Genomic DNA, 21,009 nt, shown 5'->3' on the forward strand with positions numbered 1-21,009 from the left:
GGTCAACCCTTGAGCCCGGTATGAGCCAAGCCTTCGACGAACTGGCGCTGGGCGATGATGAAAACGATAAGGACGGGAATTGCGGTCATGGTGGCCGCCGCAAGCTGGACGTTCCACATCGCGCCGCCATAGGCGTCGGTGAACTGGGTCAGCGCCTGGGGGAGCGTGAACAGCTCGGGCGAGGACAGGAACACGATCGGCTCGAGATAAAGATTCCAGGAATGGAGGAACGTAAAGATCGCGACCGCCGCCAATGCCGGACGCGCGAGTGGCAGAGCGATGGTCCAGAAAATCCTGAACCGCCCCAACCCATCGACGCGCGCCGCCTCCTCAAGCTCCTTGGGCAGCGCAATGAAGAACTGGCGCATGACGAATGTTGCGAACACCGAAGGGGCGCCAAAGATCGGCACGAGGACCAGCGGCCAATGAGTGTTTATCATGTCCCAGCCCAGAAAGATCTGAAAGAGCGGTACGATGGTGACTTCCGCCGGAATGAGCAGCCCCACGAGAACCACCATGAACAAGGCGTTTGCGAAGGGAAACCGGATGCGGGCGAAGGCATAACCGGCCATTGCGGAAAACAGCATGGTGCCCGCCGTCACCAGCGCGGCGATATAGGCCGAGTTCCAATATTGCTGCGCGAAGGGCTGGAGTTCGAACACCCTTGCATAGGTCGAAAAATCGACCCGCGAGGGGATGATTTCGGGTGGAAAGGCAAAGATGTCCGAGATCGGCTTGATCGAAGAGGTCACCATCCACCAGGTCGGAAAGACGAAGGGGATGAGCAGTACCGTCATCAGCCCGTAAACGAGCACTTTCATGCGCGGGGAAAGGTCAGTTTTCATAAAAGACGAGCCTCCGGCGCATCTGCCACTGGACAAACGTCAGGACGGCGACAATCGCAAACAGAAGGATCGAGAGCGTCGCGCCGTAACCGAATTTGTGGAACTGGAAGGCCTGTTGATAGAGGTAGTAGACAAGCACCGTGGTCGACATGCCCGGCCCACCCTGGGTCAGAACCGCAATCTGGGCAAACACCTGGAGCGACCCCACGATTGTTATGATCGATGTGAGAAGAATTGTGGGGCTGATCATGGGCATGGTGATGCGCGTGAATTGCGCCCAGGCGGGCGTGCCGTCGACCCGTGCGGCCTCGTAGAGTTCTCTTGGCACACCCTGGAGGGCGGCAAGGAAAAGGATCATGTTGAGCCCGACATTCTTGAAGACCTGCACGACGATCACCGAAATCATCGCCGTTGTGGAGCCGCGCAGCCAGTTGGGACCTTCGATGCCGAACAGGCTCAGGATGGCGTTGATGCCGCCATTGTTTTGCAGCAGGAAGCTCCAAACGATCGTCCATGCCACAAGGGAAACGACGACCGGCGAGAAAAACAGCGTTCGATAGACCGTAATGGCCTTGAGCTTCTGGTCCAAAAGGACGGCAAGCAGCAGCGCCAGGGCCATATTGAAGACGACCAGCCCCAGCGAGAACAGGGCCGTTGCCCCCAGAACCTGGGGCAGGCCGGGATCGGCAAGCAGGGCCCGATAATTGTCCAGGCCCTGGAACCGGAAGGTCTGGGCCAGCACGTTCCATTCGTGGAGCGAATACCAAAAAACCAGACCGAGCGGGATCAGGACAAAGATCGTGATCCCGATCAATTGGGGGGCAATGAACAGATAGCCCGCGAGACTGTCGCGGCGTTCCATGGTCCAGAACGGCCGTTTGCGGGTCTTTTCGTTCGAGGTTTGAGCCGCGACAGTCATTTTTCGTTTCCGAGCCTGTTCTAGAGCCGTTCAGGATTTGATTGAATCAAATCCTTGTCTCTAAACCTTTGTTTTGTCGCGTGTCCGAACCGATAAAGTGGTATCCACTTTATCTGGACACGCTCTAGAGCAACGGCGCTATGCGATCGCAGACCGAAGTCATCACGCCCGCGACGTCAGCATCTGCCTGCCAAAGGGCATCGAGTTCGGCGCGGACGACCTGCTGGATTTCGGCAAAGCCTTCATGACCGGGCAGCACCTGACCATTGGAGATGCCGGCGATGACGACGCTTTCGAGCTGTTCGGGCGAGAGCAGCGGGTTTGTTTCGCCCAGCGTTTCGGCGTTGAGCAGGCTCTGGCGTGCCGGGGGGAAGAATTGGGCAAGCTTGGCGCTGTTTTCGGGGTTGGACATATAGGCAAGAAACTCAACGGCGGTCTCGGCATTTTCGGCCATGGAGAAGACGCCGATCCCCGCCTGCCCGATCACTGCATATTCGCCCGCCGGGCCAGCCGGGAGCGGAACGAGGTCCCAATCGAACGCCTCTTCGCCCTGGGGCAACAGCGAAGCGCGTGAGATCTGGGTGATGGTCATTGCCGCGTCGCCGGCGAAGAAATCGACGCTCTCACCGGGCTGAGGCATTGCGCCCTGCTCGAAAATCGCATCGTGGATGAAGGTCATGGCGTCGACCATTTCAGGATCGGCAAAGGCGCAGGTGTTGCCATCCGCGCTCCAAGGTGACGCGCCCCAGCCGCGCCAGACAGAGGCAAGATTTTGCCAGATCTGATAATTGAAATCGCGAACGATGAGCCCGTTTGCGCCGTTGTCGGCGACCAAAGCGGCGGTCTCGATGGCGTTGTCCCAGGTCCACTCGCCCGCTCCGATCATTTCGGCCGGGGTTTGCGCGCCCGCCTCGGCGATGAGATCGTTGTTGACGAACATGGCAAACGGGGAGGTTGAGAACGGATAGGCGTAGAGTTCGCCATCAGCACGCCAGAGTGCGGTGGCCTGCTCGGAAACGTCGTCGAGATCATAGCCCTCGGTATTGGCAAAGACCTCGGTGAGCGGAGCGAGCGCCCCCGAGTCCACGAAATCGGCGGCCGTCGTTTCAAGGATCCAGGCCAGATCAGGCGCGTTGCCGCCGGCGATCTGGGTGGTGAGGGTCGTTGTGTAGCTATCGAACGGCAACGAGTCGAAGGTGACCGAAACATTGGGATGGGTTTGGGTGAAGCCTTCGGCGATCTCATTGAACATCGCCAGATGCGCCTCGTTGGCGCTCCAGATGGTCATGCGAAGATCGATCTGGTCCTGAGCAAGCGCCGCGCCTGCCATAAGGGGCAGGAACAGGCCGCTCAGAGCGGTTGCCGATTTGAGTATTGTCTTTGTTGTCATTGCAGTTTCCTCCTCTAGGTAGCGATGACGTAAAAGGTCAGTAGCCCCGGATATCCGGCCAGCGGATTTCCACGCCCTCCCGATGCAGACGTTGCTGGAATGCTTCGAGCTGGCGGTCGTCGGCCTGGACGGCATGCGGTGTGGTTTCGGTTTCGAGACAATGCGCGGCCAGGAGCCCCGCCACCTCCCCGATGTTCCATTCGACCGGGTGCAGCCGGTAGCAGCCATTGGTGATGTGCGTGGTTCCGATGGTCTTGCCCGCCGGCAGAAGGTTGGAGCGCTCGCGCGGCAGCAGCGCGCCGAGCGGGATTTCAAAGGGGCACGAGGGCACGTCGATGTAATTGTCGCCGCCCGTCGAAGGGTGCAGGTCGATTCGGTACATGCCGGTGCCCACGCTGTCGCGATAGTGGACAGCCCCGGCCTCGCCGCACACGGCATGGGACAGGTCCTGCTCGACGATCGTGGTTACCGCCTTGATGCGGCGGCTTTCGCGAATATAGGGCGCCATGGCAAGGCCGTGATCGGTGCCGGTGACGTCGCCGCGCAGGCGCAGGCCGGGAAAGCCGTAGCCGCCATCTACACGGGGCGCCTCGGTCTGCAGCCAGTAAAAAACCGAATAGGAAAGCTCGGCAGCCCGCTTGAGGCGATGGGCGTACTCCTCTTCGGTACAATCGATGATTGGCGCCTCGAAATAGTCGATCATCGGCCAGTTGACGAGGCAGATGTCAGATTCGTAGGCGCCGGGGACGAAGTTGCGGCGCGCGGCGATGCGACGGAAGGTCCAGAGGTTGGAATCCCCGGCATTGCGGCGCTGGTCGGCATCGACCTCCAGCGGATCATCGTCCGGATTGGGCGTAAAGCTGCGCTCGGTGATTTCGAGCGTGCGCGGGTGGGGCGCCTTGAACCCGATCAGCGGACCGCCCCAGAAGTCGGGCTGCACAGCCCGCCACTCGTCATAATTTTCGGGCTTGTCGATGATTTGATTGCCTTCGACATGATCGATGGCAAAGCAGATCGAGACGGCCTGCTGGTTTTCGGGCTGTGCGCTTGACGGCGCGGAGGGCTCTCCGGTTTCGGCCTGGCTTTCAAAGCCCGTCACGTAATCGGTGCCTGTCAGGGGGAGCAGGTCGCCCAGTTCCGTGGCATCGATGACGTAGCGTGCGGAAACCGTGAATTTTTCGCCGCTGCGGAGGTGACGGAGTGTCACCGCGCGCACCCGGTCTCCATCCATTTCAGCGGCGACAGGCTTGCACGGCTTGAAGAGCTTGAGCTTTCCCGCGCCGATATAGGGGGTGAGCCAGACTTCCATGATGGCGAGGGGGACGCGCGGCTCGACGCACATGCGGCTGACCCACCCCGCACCGGGGTTGAGATCGTCCCAGGCCCGCGCGGCTTCGGTCAGAGGGTAGTGATCGCGGTAGAACCTGCGGATGGCGGTGCGCAGATTGCGATAGGTGCGGCTGCCGCCAAACTGTTCGATCCAGGAATGTTCATCGGAGGGGACGGCCTGGCTGGTCAACTGGCCACCGATCCAATCGTATTCCTCGGTAAGAATAACCTTGCGGCCCGAGCGCAGTGCGGCGAGGGCGGCGGCAACACCTCCGACACCGGCGCCGATGATCGCGATATCTGTCGAATAGTCTTTCACAATTCACTCATTGGTCTTTGTGGCCCGAGCGTTTCGCCCTCGACCCGTTCACAGGAAAGTAGCGTTTGTTCGAGGCCGGCCCTGCCCTCGAGCCGGTCAACCAGCGCAAGCGTGGCGCGCCGGCCCATCTCCTCGCGGGGGATGGCGTATGTGGTAAAGGCGGTGCCGGTCTCGCCCGGCCGGAGGTGACTGCCGAGCACGACCACGGACATATCGCCGGGGACCGAAAGCCCCTTTGCGATGGCCAGCCGCCTGAAGGGAATGGCGTCGGCCAGTTCGGTGAAAAAGGTCACAGTGGCGCCCGAAGCGCGGACGGCCTTCAAAAGCGCTTCGGGATCGCTGCCGACATCGGGCCAATGGATTGCCAGTTCCTCGGGCGGCAGCGCGCTGGAAAACCCGCTCCAGCGGTCGACGGTGGATTCGGCGCCCTCAGCGGGCCCGACATAGGCAAAGGCGCGATGGCCGTGACCTTGCGCCAGCGCGACGAGTTCGCCGGTCGCAGCGGCGTAGTCGGCGCCCACATAGGGCACCGGCCCACCGGCATCGTCGCGGCGGCCGACGGCCACGAAGGGAAAATCGCCACCAACCAGTTGCGCCAGCTCCTCGCGATCGAAATTGCGCCCGAGAACGAGACATCCGTCAGCAAGCCGCAGCCGGTTGGTCTCGTCGAAAATCTTCTTGCGGCCATCGGCACCGCGGGCCGCGGCGGTCATCAAAAGCAGATCATAGCCACGCTGATGGGCGGCCTCCTCGATACCGAAAAGGAACGGGGCAAAGAAATCGGCCTGGGCGGAGGGAAAGGCCGGCTCGTAGGTGAAAACGCCAAGGATGTCGTTGCGGCCCTTTACCATGCGGCGCGCCACGGGATCGGCCACGTATCCCGTTCTGGCGATCACCTCCTGAATGCGCGATCTGGTCTGCTCGGGAATGCGGCGCGTGTCGTCGGCGCTGCCGTTGAGCACCAGTGAGACCGTGGCCTGACTGACCCCGGCGAGCCTGGCAATGTCCTTCTGCGTCAGGCGTTTTGCCACCATACCAGCGCCTCCTCCCGCGCTAATACGTATTAGTTATGCGTATTAGCTAGCCAATTGTCGGAGACGTGTCAAGTTGGATGTGCGCGTACGGCGGGCGGAATGGACACAGGATTAGGCATGGTCGCTTGTTTGGTGGTGGCGTGGGGTTGTGCGGATCGTCGGGTCGAAGCGACCCTCCCGGGTCGAATTCCCGGCCGAAGGGCGCGAGGCCGATCTAAAGGCCGTGGGCCTTGACGGTGGTTCTGCAGCCGCCACGGGGATCGGAATAAATTGTCTGTTCGCAGATGCTTTTTAGATCGCGCATTCGCCTAGCCCCGTCGAACCAGCAAAGCGCAATCTCTATGATCATGGTCAGGTTAAACACACGGAGGCATTTCGTGAAAAAAGTTCTTCTGGCTCTTGCCCTTGCAGCCACCGCGACACCGGCTGCGGCACAGCCCACCGACATTCTCAACGTCTCCTACGACATTGCACGCGAGCTTTACGCATCGATCAACGAGGCGTTCATTCCCTATTATGCCGAGCAGACCGGCACTGAACTGACCGTCAACCAGTCGCATGCAGGATCGTCCACGCAGGCGCGGGCCATTCTCGAAGGATTGCAGGCGGACGTGGTAACCTTCAACCAGGTGACAGACATCAATGTTCTGGCTCAGAACGGGTTTGTGGCCGAGGACTGGCAATCGGCGCTTCCCAACAATGCATCGCCCTATTACTCGCTGCCGGCTTTTCTGGTGCGCGCGGGCAATCCCAAGGGTATAAGAGACTGGGACGATCTGGTGCGCGACGATGTTGCCGTGATTTTGCCCAACCCCAAGACCTCGGGCAATGCGCGCTATACATATCTGGCGGCACGGGCCTTTGCCAATGATGCGTTCGGGGGCGACGAGGCGCAGGTCGCTGCGTTCCTCACCAGCTTTTTCGGTAATGTTCCGGTGTTTGAAACCGGGGGCCGGGGCGCAACGACCGCTTTCGTCGAACGGCAGCTGGGCGACGTCCTAATTACCTTCGAGGCCGAAGCGCTGGCCATTGCCGCGCAGCAAGGGTCCGATTACGAAGTCGTGGTGCCCAGCGTATCGCTGCTGGCCGAATTTCCCGTCGCCGTGGTCGATCGGGTTGCCGAGGCACGCGGTTCGCGTGAGATCGCTCAGGCCTATCTCGAATTTCTCTATTCGACACCGGGCCAGGAAATCCTGGCGCAGAATTTCAACCGCGTTCACGACGAGGCAGTGATTGCCGAATACGCCGATAGCTTCCCTGAAGTGCGACTGGTGACCGTCGAGGATGAATTCGGCGGCTGGGATCGGGCTTCCGAAGAACATTTCGCCGAAGGCGGATTGCTCGACCAGGTATTTTTGAACCAGTAAGAGACTGGCATTTGCAAAATCGGGCGGCGTGGCTGTTTCAGCCACGCCGCTTTGGCGATTTGGAGAGACGGGTTGGGACTGGCGCAAAGACTGCACAGAAAATCGATCCTGCCGGGCTTCGGTCTGTCGCTGGGCATAACGCTGACCTACGCGACGATCATCATTGTCCTGCCGCTGGCCGCGATGTTTCTCAAAACCGCCAGCCTGGGGTTCGACGAGTTTGTTCGGGTAACCACATCCTCGCGCGCCCTTTCGGCCTATTGGATCACCTTTTCCTCGGCCGCGCTGGCCGCGCTTATCGATGCGGTGATCGGGCTGCTGCTGGCTTGGGTGCTGGTCCGCTATCGCTTTCCCGGCCGGCGGGCGCTCGATGCATTGATCGATCTGCCATTCGCGCTGCCAACGGCTGTGGCCGGGCTTATGCTGGTGACGCTTTTTGCACCCAATGGCTGGTATGGCGGACTGCTCGAGCCATTGGGACTGCAGGTCAATTACACCCAGATCGGCATTGTCATCGCCATGGCCTTTACCAGCCTGCCGTTTGTCGTGCGCTCGGTGCAGCCGGTGCTCGAGGCATTCGAAGGCGAGTTCGAGGAGGCGGCAAGGAGCCTTGGAGCAACCAATTTCCAGGTCTTTGCGCGGGTGATCTGGCCGGCCATCCTGCCGGCGTTTCTTACCGGAACCGTGCTCAGCTTCGCGCGCTCTCTGGGAGAGTTCGGCGCCGTTGTGTTTATTGCGGGCAATATTCCGGGCATGACCGAAATCGTGTCGCTGCTGATCTATATCCGCCTCGATGAATACAATTATCCCGCTGCCGCAGCGCTGGCGAGCGTGTTGCTTGTGGCCTCGTTTGCGACGCTGCTGGTGACCAACGGGTTGCAGACTTGGCAGATGCGTTATGCGGAGGGCTCGCGATGAGTGCGATACCAATGGCCAGAAGGCACCAGCGAAGCGCTGGCGAACGGGTTCTGATCGGCGCCGGGCTGTTGACGGCCGCGCTGGTGCTGGTCGTTCCGCTCGCCCTGATTTTCGCGTTTGCGTTCCGTGAAGGCTGGAGCGCCTATCTGGCCAATGTGCTCGAACCCAATACGCTCCATGCGGTGTGGCTTACTGTCCTGACCGCGCTGATCGTCGTGCCGATCAATATGGGATTTGGCATCGCCGTGGCTTGGCTGGTGACCCGGCATCGCTTTGTGGGTCGCAGCCTGCTCATTACCATTGTCGAATTGCCGTTTTCAGTGAGTCCGATCGTTGCCGGGGTCACCTACCTGTTCCTGTATGGTGGGCAGGGCCTGCTGGGACCGACGCTGATCGCCGCGGGCTTTCCAATCATGTTTACGGTGTTGGCGATCTTTCTCGTGAGCCTGTTCGTTACCGCGCCCTATGTGGCGCGTGAGCTGATCCCGCTCATGCAGCAACAGGGAACGGCGGATGAAGAAGCGGCGCTCTCACTCGGAGCGAACGGACGGCAGATGTTCTGGTTCGTGACCCTGCCCAATATCCGCTGGGCGCTTCTTTACGGGGCGATCCTGTGCAATGCGCGGGTGATGGGAGAGTTCGGTGCCGTATCTGTCGTCTCGGGCGCCATCAGGGGCCAGACCAATACGCTGCCGCTCCAGATTTCCCTATTGTTCAACGATTTCAACGTGACGGGCGCCTTTGCCGCCGCGACGCTGCTGGCCATGTTGGCCGTGTTGACCATCGTTCTCAAGGCCCTGCTGGAGTGGGGCGGCGAGACGGCGCACTGATCGTCCCCCCGTTCCATCACGCCGCAAAAACACTCCAGCGCCTTGGCTTGAAGGCAATGCGCGATTTTGCCGTCGCGGGGTGATCGGCCGGGATTTCGATTTCGACGCGCTCCTTGGCACCGCCGACTTCGAGTTCGACCTGACGCGTGCCCGCAGTGCGTCGGCTCGATGTCACGGTTCCCGCGATAGCGGTTTCCTCGCCCGAGACGATTTCGACATCGTGAGGGCGGAAGAACAATTGCCCCTCACCGTCGGCGACGCCGTGTGAATCGAGACCCAGCGGACGATCGGCGAAATAGAGCTGGCCGCGTTCGATGGTGACCGGCAGTTTCGAGGATTCCCCGATAAAAGAAAAAACGGTCGGGGAATTGGGCGTGTCATAGACCTCGTCGGGCTTGCCGATCTGTTCGATCCTGCCCTGACTCATGACGACGACACGATCGGCCAGTTCAAGCGCTTCTTCCTGATCGTGGGTGACAAAGACCGTGGTGTGGCCGGTGGAATCGTGGACGTCACGCAGCCAGCGGCGCAACTCCTTGCGCACCTGGGCATCGAGTGCGCCGAACGGCTCGTCGAGCAGCAGGACCCTGGGTTCGATGGCCAGCGCCCGGGCCAGCGCGACGCGCTGGCGCTGGCCGCCGGAAAGCTGATTGGGATAACGCTTTTCGAGCCCTCGGAGCTGGACAAATTCGAGCAGGTCGCGCGCCCGCTTTTCGATCTCGGTTTTCGAGGGGCGCTCGCTGCCTTTTCGCACCTTGAGCCCGAAGCCGACATTGTCGAGCACGCTCATGTGACGGAACAGGGCATAGTGCTGGAAGACGAACCCCACATTGCGCTCCTGGACCGATTTGAGCGAGGCGTCCTCATCACCGAAATAAATTGCGCCTTCCGTGGGGAAATCGAGCCCGGCGATCAGCCGCAACAGGGTTGTCTTGCCCGACCCTGACGGGCCGAGCAGCGCAATCAGTTCACCCGATCTGATGTCGAGGGAGACATCGTAAAGAACGGGGAACTGCTCGAATTCCTTACGCACGTTTTTGACTTTTACTTCCAATGGTGTCGTCCCCAAGGTTCCCGGGCCGCCTCATACCCATCCTCGACTGTTGGGCGGATGGGGGCGAAGTATCACATTTCTATACCGGATTTCACCGCCCAGGGCATGGGCCGACATAGTACCAGTGGGCCTTTTGACGGCAGGCGCGCTTTTGACAGTCGATTATTTCCGCATCGAGCCTTTCAGGCAGCGCGGCTATCGCCGATTGCTCTCAAACTTTGCCAAAATATTTCAGCCCGGCTGTTGCTCCAAACTGTCGCCAAGACTGGCAATAAGGGGGAAACGGCTTTAGCTTCTGGCTGCCGCAGATAGTCTGGTCGAGGGGTACATGGCATCACACGAGCTCAACCTGCGCCATTTGCGACTTGTGCTTGCCGTTGCCCAGACCGGGTCAGTTACCAAGGCGGCCCAGATCTGCAATATTTCCCAGCCGGCGGTGACCCAGGCGCTCAAGAAGCTCGAGGCTCATTTCGCCGTCCCGCTGTTTGACCGCAACCTGAACGGCGTCTTCGTCAACGCCACCGGCCGCATTCTCGCCTCGCGGGTTGAGCGGGCCATGGAACTGCTTGATGCTGCGGCGGGGACGCTTGGCACGGTGCCGAGGCTGACGGCGAGCACGGCCCGCCTCAAAGCGCTGGTCGAGATGGCCCATGCAGAAAATTTTTCAATAGCGGCGCGCAATCTGGGCATAGCGCAACCGACAATTCACCGGGCGATCACCCAATTGGAGGAAGAAGTGGGGCGCACGCTGTTCCAGCGCACCCAGTTCGGCTCGATCCCCACACGATCGGGGCAGCTGCTGGCCCAGGCGGCGCAGCTGGCCTTTGCCGAACTGACGCAGGCCGAGATGGAGATTGCCGAGGCTATTGGACGGGGCACGCTTTCGATCACCATCGGGGGCATGCCGCTTTCGCGCTCCTACGTCCTGCCCGAAACGATCGCAAACTTTCAGGCCAAGCACCCGCAGGTCCATTTCAGAATTGTCGAAGGGCCATATGAAACGCTGCTGGCAGGATTACGCCGGGCGGAACTCGACTTGCTGTTCGGAGCCCTGCGGTCTCCGGCACCTGTCGACGATGTATTCCAGGAACATCTCTTCAACGACGAACTGGTGATCGTCGCGGCGCCGCAACACCCTCTGACGCGGATCAAGGCCCCCGACTTTGCGCAGGCGCTGGAGTTTCCCTGGGTGGTGGCCATTCCAGGCACACCGGCCCGCGACCAGTTCGATGCGCACATTCTCAGATCAGGAGCGTCCCTTCCGGCGACACTTGTCGAGACAAGTTCGATGATCCTGATGCGCGAGCTGCTGCACAAGGGACCCTATCTGGGCGCGGTTTCACGATTGCAGGCCGAAAGCGAAATCGGCAATGGGCTGATGACCACGTTACCGCTTTCGATCGAGGAAAGCCGGCGCACCATCGGGCTGACCGTGCGCGCCAACTGGAAGCCAACCCGGATGCAAGACGATTTTCTCAATCTGGTTCGGGCCGAGTTCAAGAGCCGCTAATGCCCAGAGCGTTTCGGCGCGTTTTTGAATGGCTTTAAGTCTGCAAGTGCTTGCCCTAGAACACCATCCCATCGGCCAGCTTTCGGGCCGTGCGCAGCACGCCGGCCGACAGCAGATCGCCATTGGCGTCAAGCTTTGCAATGACGGTAAACTCGCCCGTCGGATGTTCGACCGACATCGACTTTTCCTGTCCCTCGACAATCCGGGCATGTCGTGCAGCCGGGCCCTCGGGCAGGAGGCAAGCGCTGGCAACACTGACCGCAGCCAGAACGCCGATGGCATCGTGGCAGCGATGGGGAATGAAGCTCCGCGTGGAGATGGCTCCGCCATTCTGCGCGGGGCTGACCAGGGTCATCTTGGGCACCGATTTTGCCGAAACATCGCCCAGATTCATCATGGGGCCAACGGCAAGCCTGATCTCTTCAATTTTCGCCTTGAGCTGTTCGTTTGCGTCAAGTTCAGCCGGGGTTTCGGTGCCGGTGATGCCGAAATCGGCAGCATCGAGAATGACGCAAGGCATGCCGTTATCGATCATGGTGACCTCTACGCCGTTGACACTGTCGACGGCATTGCCGGTGGGCAGCAGCGCGCCGCAGGTCGAGCCCGCCGTGTCCTCGAAAACGATGGGCATGGGGGCCGATGTGCCCGGAACGCCATCGATGCGGGCGTCGCCGGTGTAGCCGACGATACCGCCGGGGGTTTTGACACTGGCGGTCGCGACCTGGCCGGTGTTTTCCATGAAGATGCGGACATCTGTGACCCCGTCCGCTGCCGCAACCAGCCCACGCTCGATTGCGAACGGGCCGACCCCGGCAAGGATATTGCCGCAGTTCTGGCCGTCGGTGACGATGGGCTTGTCGACGAAAACCTGCAGGAACAGATAGTCGACATCGACACCCTCACGCGCGGAGGGCTTGACCACCGCGACCTTTGAGGTCAGCGGGTTGGCCCCGCCCATGCCATCGATCTGGCGCGGGTCGGGCGAACCCATGATCGCCAGAAGCAGCGCATCGCGTTCGGCGGTGTCGGCGGGCAGGTCCGAGGCAAGGAAATATCCGCCCTTGGAGGTGCCCCCGCGCATCCACATGACGCGCGTGCCTTCGGCCCGATCGTCGAACGCGATTGCTTCAGACATATTTGAGGCCCTTTTCCTTGAGCCGTTCGCGCATGCCATAGATGTCGAGGCCAAGTTCGCCGGCGGCCAGACGCTTGCGCTTGGCATCCTCGTTTTCCACCCGCTTGCGCGACGCCTCGAGCACCTCTGCCGCTTCTTCGCGCCGGACAACGCAGACCCCGTCATCATCGGCAACGATGATGTCACCGGGATTGACCAGTTCGCCGGCGCAGACAATCGGCACGTTGACCGAACCGAGGGTTTCCTTGACCGTCCCCTGCGCAAAGACCGCCCTGGACCAGACGGGGAAGTTCATTGTCGTGAGGTCGGCCACGTCGCGGACGCCGGCGTCGATGATGAGCCCCTTGCAGCCGCGTGCCATGGCCGAAGTGGCCAGAAGGTCGCCGAAATATCCGGCGTCGGAGGGCGAAGTGGGCGCGAGGACGAGGATATCCCCCTCTTTGAGCTGCTCGATGGCCACATGGACCATCCAGTTGTCGCAGGGCGGGGCCGAAACCGTGACGGCCGATGCTGCCAGCCGCGCGCCGGAATAGATGGGGCGCATATAGGCGGCCAGCAGACCCTTGCGGCCCTGGGCTTCATGCACAGTTGCCACGCCGCACTCGGCAAGGCCGGCAACGATGGCGGGATCGGCCCGCTCGATATTCTGGACGACGACACCCATCAGAGTTCATCCACCGTGCGCGGGTAGATCGACTGGAACCCTTCGGCGTATTTTGCGGCCCGGCCACCGGCCTGTCCGCCCGAATTCCGCGCGAAATGATTGGCGCGGTTCTGGGCAACGTTTTCGTAATAGTGCCAAAGGTGTTCCTGGCCCTCCATGCACTGGATGGCCGCCCACTTCTTGTCCCACACAGGGGTGATGTCGAGGAAGGTGTCAGGCTTCCACTCCATCTGTTCGGTCTGGTGCGGCTCGAACAGATAGACCTGCGGCGCGCCGAGAACCTTTTCGCCCGGATTGTGACCCCAGGCCTGAGCGATGGCGCGGCATTCGAGCGTCCACTGGGACACATACATGTGGTCAGTGTTGTAGGGATCGTATTTGGAATGGGTCATCATGAACGATGGCTGCACCTTGCGCATCACATCGACCAGGCGATCCTTGGCTTCGCGCGTCATCTCGAGCGGATAGTCGCCAAGATCGAAAAATTCGATGTCGTGGACGTCCAGCGCCTTGGCGGCGTTTTCAGCTTCCTTGCGGCGCTCGGTCTTGACCGTTTCAAGGGTCATGCCAGCGTTCTTCCAGAGCTTGGCGCTCTCGCCGCGCTCGCCATAGGACAGGCAAACGACTGTGACGTCATAGCCGAGCGAAGCGTGCAAAGCGATGGCGCCGCCGCACCTCCAGACGAAGTCTGCAGAGTGCGCGGAAACGATGAGAGCTGTCTTGTTTGCCATTTGTGTCCTGTCCTTGATGTCCTGGAGCGTTCAGCTCCTAAATCAAATCCGCTTTTCGCTTGCGCGGCCCTTCGGGTCATTGAATCGCGGACTTGATCTATAAGTCCTTGGTTTGTCGCGCTTCCGAACCGGATAAGCGGTTTCCACTTATCCTGGAAAAGCTCTAGCTATTTTTCTCCACGGGCGGCGTGCCGTGGGTGTGGAAAGTCTCGATGGTTTTCAGGCCCCAGGCCTGTCCCTTTTTCCGGTCGGCCTCGGTCCAGACCACCGGCTTCCAGTCGGGCGCCAGAATCAGGCGAGCCCCGGCATTGGCCAGTTCCACCCGGTTGCCGGCAGGCTCCCAGACATAGAGAAAGAAGGTGCCCTGGATGGCATGCTTGTGCGGGCCGGTTTCGATATGCACGCCGTTTTCCAGGAAAATGTCAGCGGCGCGCAGAATGTCCTCGCGCTGATCGGTGGCGTAGGTGACGTGATGGAAACGCCCCTGCCCGCCGCCATGTTCTTCTGTACAGGCCAGGTCGTAGGTCTTGTTGTTGACGGTGAACCAGCACCCGCCGAGCCGGCCATTGTCGAGCGCGATCATCTCGGTGACGCGGCTGCCCAGACAGGTTTCCATGAAAGCGCGGAATTCGGTGACGTCTTGGGCCAGGAGATTGATATGATCGAGCCGACGCGGACTGCAGCCCTGCCCGTGATACCGACTGGCCAGGTTCTTGAGCGCCGAGGCATCGCCCGGCGCAGGCTCATAGACCCTGGTGTCCCAGTAGATCTCGAAGACGTGCCCGAACGGATCTTCGAACCTGAAGGCCCTGCCGTGACCGATATCGCCCTCGACCCAGCCAATCGATTTGAACCGGCTGGCCTTGATCGCCTCGACGCGTCGCATGAGCGCCGCTTCGGACGACGCACGATAGGCAACATGGCCGATGCCGGTGGTTTCCGAACGGGTCAGCTTGAGGGTGTGGAACTCATAGTCGTCCCAGGCACGCAGATAAACACTGTCGCCCTCGCGCCCGCTTTCCTTGAGCCCATAGACCCGCGTGAAGAAATCCAGGCTCTCCTCGAAGCGGTCGCTCAGGAGTTCAACGTGGCCCAGATGGGCAATATCGTAGAAAGGCTCGGACAAAAAGACTCCCTTGGCTGAGGACCAAATATGTCCGCACCCTAGTGGAGGTAGCTCGATCCGTACAAATTGATTTCGGAGCCCGTCGTATAATTTCGCGCTATATGCAGTTGCTGCAAGTGCGGGGGCGAAGCATTGGTCGGGGCAGCAGAGCGATGGCAAGGCGGTAGCAATTTGCTCTATCAGATATTGAATCTGGCTATTGGCTATTGCGCATGGACTGGCCTATGACGCTACCGGACACGGGATGGCGGGCGGAGAAATAAGAGACAATGGGATCGACCGAGAGAGCCCTTGAGGAAAACCCGGACGCCAACGCATCGGGAAACCGGGCGTGGTAACCGCATCTGACCGCGAGCCCGCGGGCCGATTTGCGGCATTTTCCAACCGAGGATACCGGTTCTACTGGTTCGCGCTGATCCTTAACGGGTTTGCCGTTCAGATCCAGACAGTTGCCGTGGGCTGGTATATCTACGATCTGACCCGCAATCCCCTGGATCTGGGCATTGTGGGGCTGTCGCAATTCATGCCGGCTTTGCTTCTGGTGCTGGTGACGGGACAGGTGGCCGACCGCTTCTCGCGCCGTTCGATAATGGGCGCGTGCATGATTGCCGAGGCGGGGGTGGCGCTGATGCTGCTGGCTGCAGCGATGCTCGGGCTTGCCTCCCCGCTGCCGATCTTTCTTATCATCGCGCTGTTTGGCGTGGCGCGGGCATTCTACAATCCGGCGCGGCAATCGATCGTGCCCAACCTCGTTCCTGCCTCGCATCTGCCCAATGCCATAGCGGCCAATTCGACCGGAAATCAGTTTGCGACAATCTGCGGCCCGGTGGTCGGGGGACTGCTTTATGCCATCGGGCCCGAATATGCGTATGGGGCGACAATGGGCCTGCTGATCGTGGCCTCGGCGCTGGTTTTTATCGGCGTACCCCGGCTCAACAGCGCAAGCGGCCGGGCGCCGGCGAGCTGGGCGACCATCAGCGCGGGCTTTCGCTATATCTGGAACAACAAGCCCCTGCTGGGCGCGATTTCGCTTGATCTGTTTGCAGTGCTTTTCGGCGGCGCCCTGGCGCTCCTGCCGGTTTATGCGCGCGATATCCTGGAGGTGGGACCCGAAGGGCTGGGGCTGTTGCGGGCGGGACCGGCCATCGGCGCCATCGTCATCGGCATTGTCTTTATGGCCCGCCCTATCCGCAACCATGCGGGGCTCATAATGTTCTTTGCGGTGACCTGTTTCGGGTTGGCAACCTGGGTGTTTGCGGTCTCGGAGATTTTCTGGCTGTCCTTTGCAATGCTGGTCCTGATCGGGGGCTTCGATATGATCAGCGTCAATATCCGCTCTATCCTCGTTCAGGTCTGGACGCCGGACGACGTGCGCGGGCGGGTCAATGCCGTCAACCAGGTGTTCATCGGCGCCTCCAACGAACTGGGGGCCTTCCGGGCCGGCGTCATGGCGGTCTGGGTAGGGCCGATCGCCGCCGTTGCCATCGGCGGCGCTGCGATTGTCGGGATTTCGGGCCTTTGGGCGGTGATGTTCCCGCAACTGAGGCGCGTCAAGCGGCTCGGGGACCAGCCCGAGCCGTAGGGGGCTCCCAGCGGCATAAGAACGGATGCCCCAGCTTATATCGCCAAGGCGGGCCAGCAGTTCGATTTTGGAACCCAAGGCATAACCCTGGGCTATAAGCTGTTGGCAATTTCTCTCTATTGCAGCACCGTTCCAGGCACCAGAGACTGGAGGAAGCATGACCGATAATCAGGGCAAATTCGGCCTCGCGCTGCGCGGGTTCGGCGAAGCAGCGGCGGCCTTTTCATCGGGATGGAACCGGGAAACGTTGCACTCGGTCCGCGCGTTCGATGAAAAGATCGATGTGGCGTCCGAACGCGATGCGATCCTGGAACGGTGCGATCTCAACGCCGTCACCTGTTGCGATACGCCGCGCGAGGCCTATGGCGAGGCCGATATCGTGATCAGCCTCGTTTATGCGGACCGGGCGCTCGATGCGGCGATAGACACTGCGCAATATCTAAGGCCGGGCACGCTCTATATCGACGGCAATTCGTGTTCGCCCCAGACCAAGGCCCGCGCCGCGAGCGCGCTGGAGCCGGGGAAAACCGACTATATCGACATGGCCATCATGGCGCCGGTCTATCCCAGAAAGGAAAAGACGCCGATCCTGCTGGCCGGGCCAAAGGCCGAGCAGGCTGCAGCGATCCTCGTAAAGATGGGGATGGAGCCGCGCGTCGTGGGCGAGCGCGTCGGACAGGCTTCGGCCATCAAGCTCACCCGATCAGTGATGATCAAGGGCATGGAAGCGGTCGTTGCCGAATGCTTTCTCGCGGCGCGGCTGGGGGGCGTCGAAGAGGAAGTTCTCGCTTCGCTCGAAGCCAGCGACCCCGAAATCGACTGGCGGAAAAAACGAGCCTATACGATGGATCGCATGACGGTGCATGGACGCCGCCGGGCCGCCGAGATGGTGGAAGCGGCCAATATGGTTGCCGAACTGGGCCTGCCCGACGACATGGCGTGCGCCACGGCGAAATGGGAGCAACTGCTGGGCGATCTGCCCATCGAGACAGACTCGGTCGATGAGGTTCTTGCGGCGCTGGGCAAGATCTGAAATCTCCTCCCGCCCGGCATCTCTGGCTGACAGATGCGCAAAGAGCGGGTTTGCCCGATTGCAGCCGGCATGCTCTATCTGACGCCAACTGTGCTGAGTTGACCGTCATGGCAATCTGCCATGCCTGAGGAGGAACCATGAGCTTTACGACGCGGCCGGAACTTTCGGGCACCTTTGGCATGGTCGCATCGACGCACTGGATCGCGTCGGCCACCGGCATGTCGATTCTCGAAAAGGGCGGCAACGCCTATGATGCGGCGGTCGCAACGGCGTTCGTGCTCAATGTGGTCGAACCCCATCTGAACGGTCCGCTCGGCGATCTGGTGGGAATGATCTGGCCAAGGGGTGAAGACACCCCGATCGCCGTTTGCGGACAGGGTACGGCACCGGCGGGAGCGACCATTTCGCACTACCGGTCCGAGGGGCTTGAACTGGTTCCCGGATCGGGGCTGCTGGCGACAGTCATCCCGGGCGCGTTCGATGCGCTCATGCTCATCTTGCGCGACTACGGCACGATGGGGCTCGAAGAGGTCCTGTCGCCGGCGATCAGCTACGCGGAAAACGGTCATCCCATGTTGCCGCAAGTGGCCAGTTCCATCGCGAGCATCGCCGATTTCTTCCGCGAGGAATGGCCCAGTTCGGCAGCGGCCTGGCTGGCGGGAGGGGCGGCACCCAAGGCGGGCGAGCGCTTTTCCAACCCCGACCTCGCCCGGACATGGACCCGTCTCCTGGAGGAAACGGCATCGGTTGGGGATCGGAGCGAACGGATCGAGGCCGCGCGGGAGTGCTTCTATCGCGGGTTTGTTGCTGAAACGATCGAGAACTATCTGAGCGACGCCTGCGTCATGGATGCGACGGGAGAGCGACGCAAGGGTGTGCTCACTGCACAGGACATGGCAGGCTGGCAGGCCAGTTTCGAGCCGGCGATTGCGGGGTCCTATGGCCAATGGGCGCTCTGGAAATGCGGGCCATGGACCCAAGGTCCGGTGCTGCTTCAGGCGCTCAACATGCTCGAGGGCGCCGGCGTCGCAGATGTCGACCCGCGCGGGCCTGACTTCGTTCATTTGGTTACCGAAGCGCTCAAACTGGCATTCGCGGACCGGGAGGCCTATTACGGCGACCCCAACCATTCCGATATTGCGCTCTCCACCCTACTGTCGAAAGACTACGCGGCGCAGCGGCGGGCGCTGATCGGCTCAATGGCATCACTCGACATGCGGCCCGGAACCATAGGGGGCCAGGAAGACCTAGCCCGCGCCGCGATCGCGCGCAACGATATGGAGGCGGTTATCGGAGACGGACCTGGGGTCGGCGAGCCGACGATGGCTCATCTCACCTCGCGCCGCGGAGACACTGTTCATTTCGATATCGTCGACCGCTGGGGCAACATGATTTCGGCCACGCCCTCGGGGGGATGGCTGCAATCTTCCCCGGTCATTCCCGGTCTGGGGATGCCGCTCAACAGCCGGGCACAGATGTTCTGGCTCACCGAGGGCCTGCCAACCTCGTTGGCGCCGGGGCGACGGCCGCGCACCACTCTGACCCCGTCGATGGCGCTAGGTCCCGATGGGCGGCGACTGGCCTTCGGCACGCCCGGCGGCGACCAGCAGGACCAGTGGCAACTGAGCTTTTTCCTGCGGCTGGCCGATCATGGCATGAATTTGCAGGAGGCCATCGACGCGCCACTGTTTCACACAGGGCATTTGCAGGCCTCATTCTATCCTCGCCAGTTCAAGCGCGGGCACCTTCTGGTCGAGCCGGCTTTCGGGGAGGACGTCATTGGCGCGTTGAGAGCCAGGGGGCACCGGATCGAAGTTTCCGCGCCATGGGCGGCGGGGCGTCTTACCGCTGTCAGCCAGGAAAAGAACGGAATTTTCAGAGGTGCTGCCACGCCCCGGCTGATGCAGGCCTACGCCATTGGCAGATGAATAATATTCACTGATCTATGAGATCAAAGAAATTTTATAATACATGCGCACGTGGCAGTCTGTCGCAGTCCGTCGAGGAGGACGGACCTGTCGTCCGAGGCACGGGCCTGGGACGTGCAGAATTTCAGATCCATAAGTACCCGCAGTCATGCCGGGTACCGGGAGGAAGACATGAAAGCACTCAACTTGGGCCGCGGGGCCCTGGGACCTCTTGCGCTTGGCCTGATGGCGACTATCGCCCTGCCTGCCGCCGCGCAGGACCTTTCGGGAAAGACCGTCGAATTCGTGATCCCGTTCTCTGAATCGGGTGGCTCTGCAGCATGGGCCAACTTTTTCGCACCGCTGTTGCGCGAACATTTGCCCGGCAACCCCACGACCGTGGTCCGTTATCGTCCCGGAGCGGGTTCCACGGCTGGCGCAAACTGGTTCCAGGAGCAGACCATCAATGACGGCACGCTGATCTTTGGCTCTTCGGGCTCGACCCAGTTCCCCTATCTGCTGGGTGATCCGCGCGTGCGCTATGAATATCGCGACTGGCAGCCGGTCCTTGCCTCGGGCACCGGTGGCGTTGTCTATCTGCCGCCCGATCTGGGCGAACGCTTCGACGGCGATTTCGATGACCTCAAGGACGAGTTCTACATTTACGGCTCGCAGGGCGCGACAACGCTCGATCTGGTGCCGCTTCTCTCGTTCAAGATGCTTGGGCTCGACGTGGAACCAGTGTTCGGCGTCGAGGGGCGCGGCGATGGACGCCTGATGTTCGAGCGTGGCGAAGCCAACATCGACTATCAGACATCTTCAGCCTATATCCAGAGCGTCGAACCGCTCATCGAGCAGGGCCTGGCCGTTCCCGCATTTACGTTCGGCGCCCTCGATGACGCGGGCAATATCGTTCGCGACCCGACCTTCCCCGACCTTCCGAGTTTCAAGGAAGTGTGCGAAGCGACGGCGGAATGCGAAACATCGGGCGTTGCCTGGGATGCGTGGAAAGCGTTCTTCGTTGCGGGCTTCGCCGCACAGAAGATGGTCTTTCTGCCCGGCTCGGCCTCGGACGAAGTTGTCGAGATGTACTACGCCGCTTTCGAGGAAATGACAGCCCGCGACGACTTCGCCGAACTGGCTGAAGCCGAACTGGGCGTCTATCCGCAGCTCACGCGCACTGCCGGTCAGGGCGCGTATGAGGCGGCGATTTCGGTGCCCGCAGAAGCCAAGCAGTATGTGCTCGACTGGCTTGCCGACGACTATGGCGTGACGATGGAATAAGTCACTGGGCTTCCGGGAACACCCGGAAGCCC

18 protein-coding genes are annotated in these 21,009 nt (G+C 61.2%); 8 read left to right on the forward strand and 10 right to left on the reverse strand.

The window, feature by feature from the left end; all coding sequences use genetic code 11:
• Positions 1-2: 2 nt before the first annotated feature.
• From ACP148_RS14910 to ACP148_RS14930, 5 genes are all read right to left on the reverse strand, one after another.
• Positions 3-845 carry a carbohydrate ABC transporter permease gene (locus ACP148_RS14910; protein ID WP_421951997.1) on the reverse strand — a complete coding sequence of 281 codons (843 nt, stop codon included), beginning with the start codon at positions 843-845 and terminating at the stop codon, positions 3-5.
• Entirely contained in the window at positions 835-1,764 is a 930-nt protein-coding gene (locus ACP148_RS14915; RefSeq protein ID WP_421951998.1) for a carbohydrate ABC transporter permease, read from the reverse strand. Before ACP148_RS14915 ends, ACP148_RS14910 begins: the two co-directional genes overlap by 11 nt.
• A gap of 124 nt (positions 1,765-1,888) precedes the next feature.
• Complete coding sequence (locus ACP148_RS14920; protein ID WP_421951999.1) at positions 1,889-3,154, reverse strand: ABC transporter substrate-binding protein; 1,266 nt, start codon at positions 3,152-3,154, stop codon at positions 1,889-1,891.
• A 37-nt stretch (positions 3,155-3,191) separates the two neighbouring features.
• The gene (locus tag ACP148_RS14925; protein ID WP_421952000.1) at positions 3,192-4,802 is read right to left on the reverse strand and encodes an FAD-dependent oxidoreductase; all 1,611 of its coding nucleotides are present in this window, start codon (positions 4,800-4,802) and stop codon (positions 3,192-3,194) included.
• On the reverse strand, positions 4,799-5,836 hold the full coding sequence (locus ACP148_RS14930) for a LacI family DNA-binding transcriptional regulator (protein WP_421952001.1): 1,038 nt from the start codon (positions 5,834-5,836) through the stop codon (positions 4,799-4,801). Before ACP148_RS14930 ends, ACP148_RS14925 begins: the two co-directional genes overlap by 4 nt.
• Before the next feature lie 377 nt (positions 5,837-6,213).
• Here ACP148_RS14930 and ACP148_RS14935 point away from each other — a divergent pair, with 377 nt between their 5' ends.
• The 3 genes from ACP148_RS14935 to cysW all read left to right on the forward strand — a co-directional run bounded on the left by ACP148_RS14935 (position 6,214) and on the right by cysW (position 8,951).
• On the forward strand, positions 6,214-7,203 hold the full coding sequence (locus ACP148_RS14935) for a sulfate ABC transporter substrate-binding protein (RefSeq protein ID WP_421952002.1): 990 nt from the start codon (positions 6,214-6,216) through the stop codon (positions 7,201-7,203).
• 90 nt (positions 7,204-7,293) lie between these two features.
• Positions 7,294-8,121 (forward strand): sulfate ABC transporter permease subunit CysT, encoded by an 828-nt coding sequence (cysT, locus tag ACP148_RS14940; protein ID WP_421952192.1) that lies wholly within the window; start codon positions 7,294-7,296, stop codon positions 8,119-8,121.
• The gene (gene cysW / locus ACP148_RS14945; protein WP_421952003.1) at positions 8,118-8,951 is read left to right on the forward strand and encodes a sulfate ABC transporter permease subunit CysW; all 834 of its coding nucleotides are present in this window, start codon (positions 8,118-8,120) and stop codon (positions 8,949-8,951) included. Before cysT ends, cysW begins: the two co-directional genes overlap by 4 nt.
• Positions 8,952-8,967: 16 nt before the next feature.
• On the opposite strand, the gene ACP148_RS14950 is transcribed toward cysW, so the two are convergent.
• Positions 8,968-10,005, reverse strand: coding sequence for a sulfate/molybdate ABC transporter ATP-binding protein (locus ACP148_RS14950; protein ID WP_421952004.1), 1,038 nt, complete (start codon positions 10,003-10,005; stop codon positions 8,968-8,970).
• 328 nt (positions 10,006-10,333) lie between these two features.
• On the opposite strand from ACP148_RS14950, the gene ACP148_RS14955 reads away from it, so the two are divergent.
• Positions 10,334-11,515 (forward strand): LysR family transcriptional regulator, encoded by a 1,182-nt coding sequence (locus ACP148_RS14955; protein WP_421952005.1) that lies wholly within the window; start codon positions 10,334-10,336, stop codon positions 11,513-11,515.
• 55 nt (positions 11,516-11,570) lie between these two features.
• Here ACP148_RS14955 and ACP148_RS14960 read toward each other — a convergent pair whose 3' ends face one another.
• From ACP148_RS14960 to ACP148_RS14975, 4 genes are all read right to left on the reverse strand, one after another.
• A complete protein-coding gene (locus ACP148_RS14960; RefSeq protein ID WP_421952006.1) occupies positions 11,571-12,650 on the reverse strand; it encodes a 4-oxalomesaconate tautomerase in 1,080 nt (359 codons plus the stop codon).
• Positions 12,643-13,314, reverse strand: a complete 672-nt coding sequence (locus ACP148_RS14965) for a 4-carboxy-4-hydroxy-2-oxoadipate aldolase/oxaloacetate decarboxylase (RefSeq protein WP_421952007.1) — start codon at positions 13,312-13,314, stop codon at positions 12,643-12,645. Before ACP148_RS14965 ends, ACP148_RS14960 begins: the two co-directional genes overlap by 8 nt.
• Positions 13,314-14,045, reverse strand: a complete 732-nt coding sequence (locus ACP148_RS14970) for a PIG-L deacetylase family protein (RefSeq protein WP_421952008.1) — start codon at positions 14,043-14,045, stop codon at positions 13,314-13,316. Before ACP148_RS14970 ends, ACP148_RS14965 begins: the two co-directional genes overlap by 1 nt.
• Before the next feature lie 163 nt (positions 14,046-14,208).
• Complete coding sequence (locus ACP148_RS14975; protein WP_421952009.1) at positions 14,209-15,171, reverse strand: VOC family protein; 963 nt, start codon at positions 15,169-15,171, stop codon at positions 14,209-14,211.
• 331 nt (positions 15,172-15,502) lie between these two features.
• Here ACP148_RS14975 and ACP148_RS14980 point away from each other — a divergent pair, with 331 nt between their 5' ends.
• From ACP148_RS14980 to ACP148_RS14995, 4 genes are all read left to right on the forward strand, one after another.
• Entirely contained in the window at positions 15,503-16,753 is a 1,251-nt protein-coding gene (locus ACP148_RS14980; RefSeq protein ID WP_421952010.1) for an MFS transporter, read from the forward strand.
• A 157-nt stretch (positions 16,754-16,910) separates the two neighbouring features.
• Positions 16,911-17,786, forward strand: a complete 876-nt coding sequence (locus ACP148_RS14985) for a DUF1932 domain-containing protein (protein WP_421952011.1) — start codon at positions 16,911-16,913, stop codon at positions 17,784-17,786.
• A gap of 137 nt (positions 17,787-17,923) precedes the next feature.
• Entirely contained in the window at positions 17,924-19,714 is a 1,791-nt protein-coding gene (locus ACP148_RS14990; protein WP_421952012.1) for a gamma-glutamyltransferase family protein, read from the forward strand.
• Between the two features lie 171 nt (positions 19,715-19,885).
• The gene (locus ACP148_RS14995; protein ID WP_421952013.1) at positions 19,886-20,977 is read left to right on the forward strand and encodes a tricarboxylate transporter; all 1,092 of its coding nucleotides are present in this window, start codon (positions 19,886-19,888) and stop codon (positions 20,975-20,977) included.
• Positions 20,978-21,009: the final 32 nt, after the last annotated feature.

Source organism: Pelagibacterium sp. (genome assembly GCF_965249125.1).
In the GTDB taxonomy this organism is placed as follows: domain Bacteria; phylum Pseudomonadota; class Alphaproteobacteria; order Rhizobiales; family Devosiaceae; genus Pelagibacterium.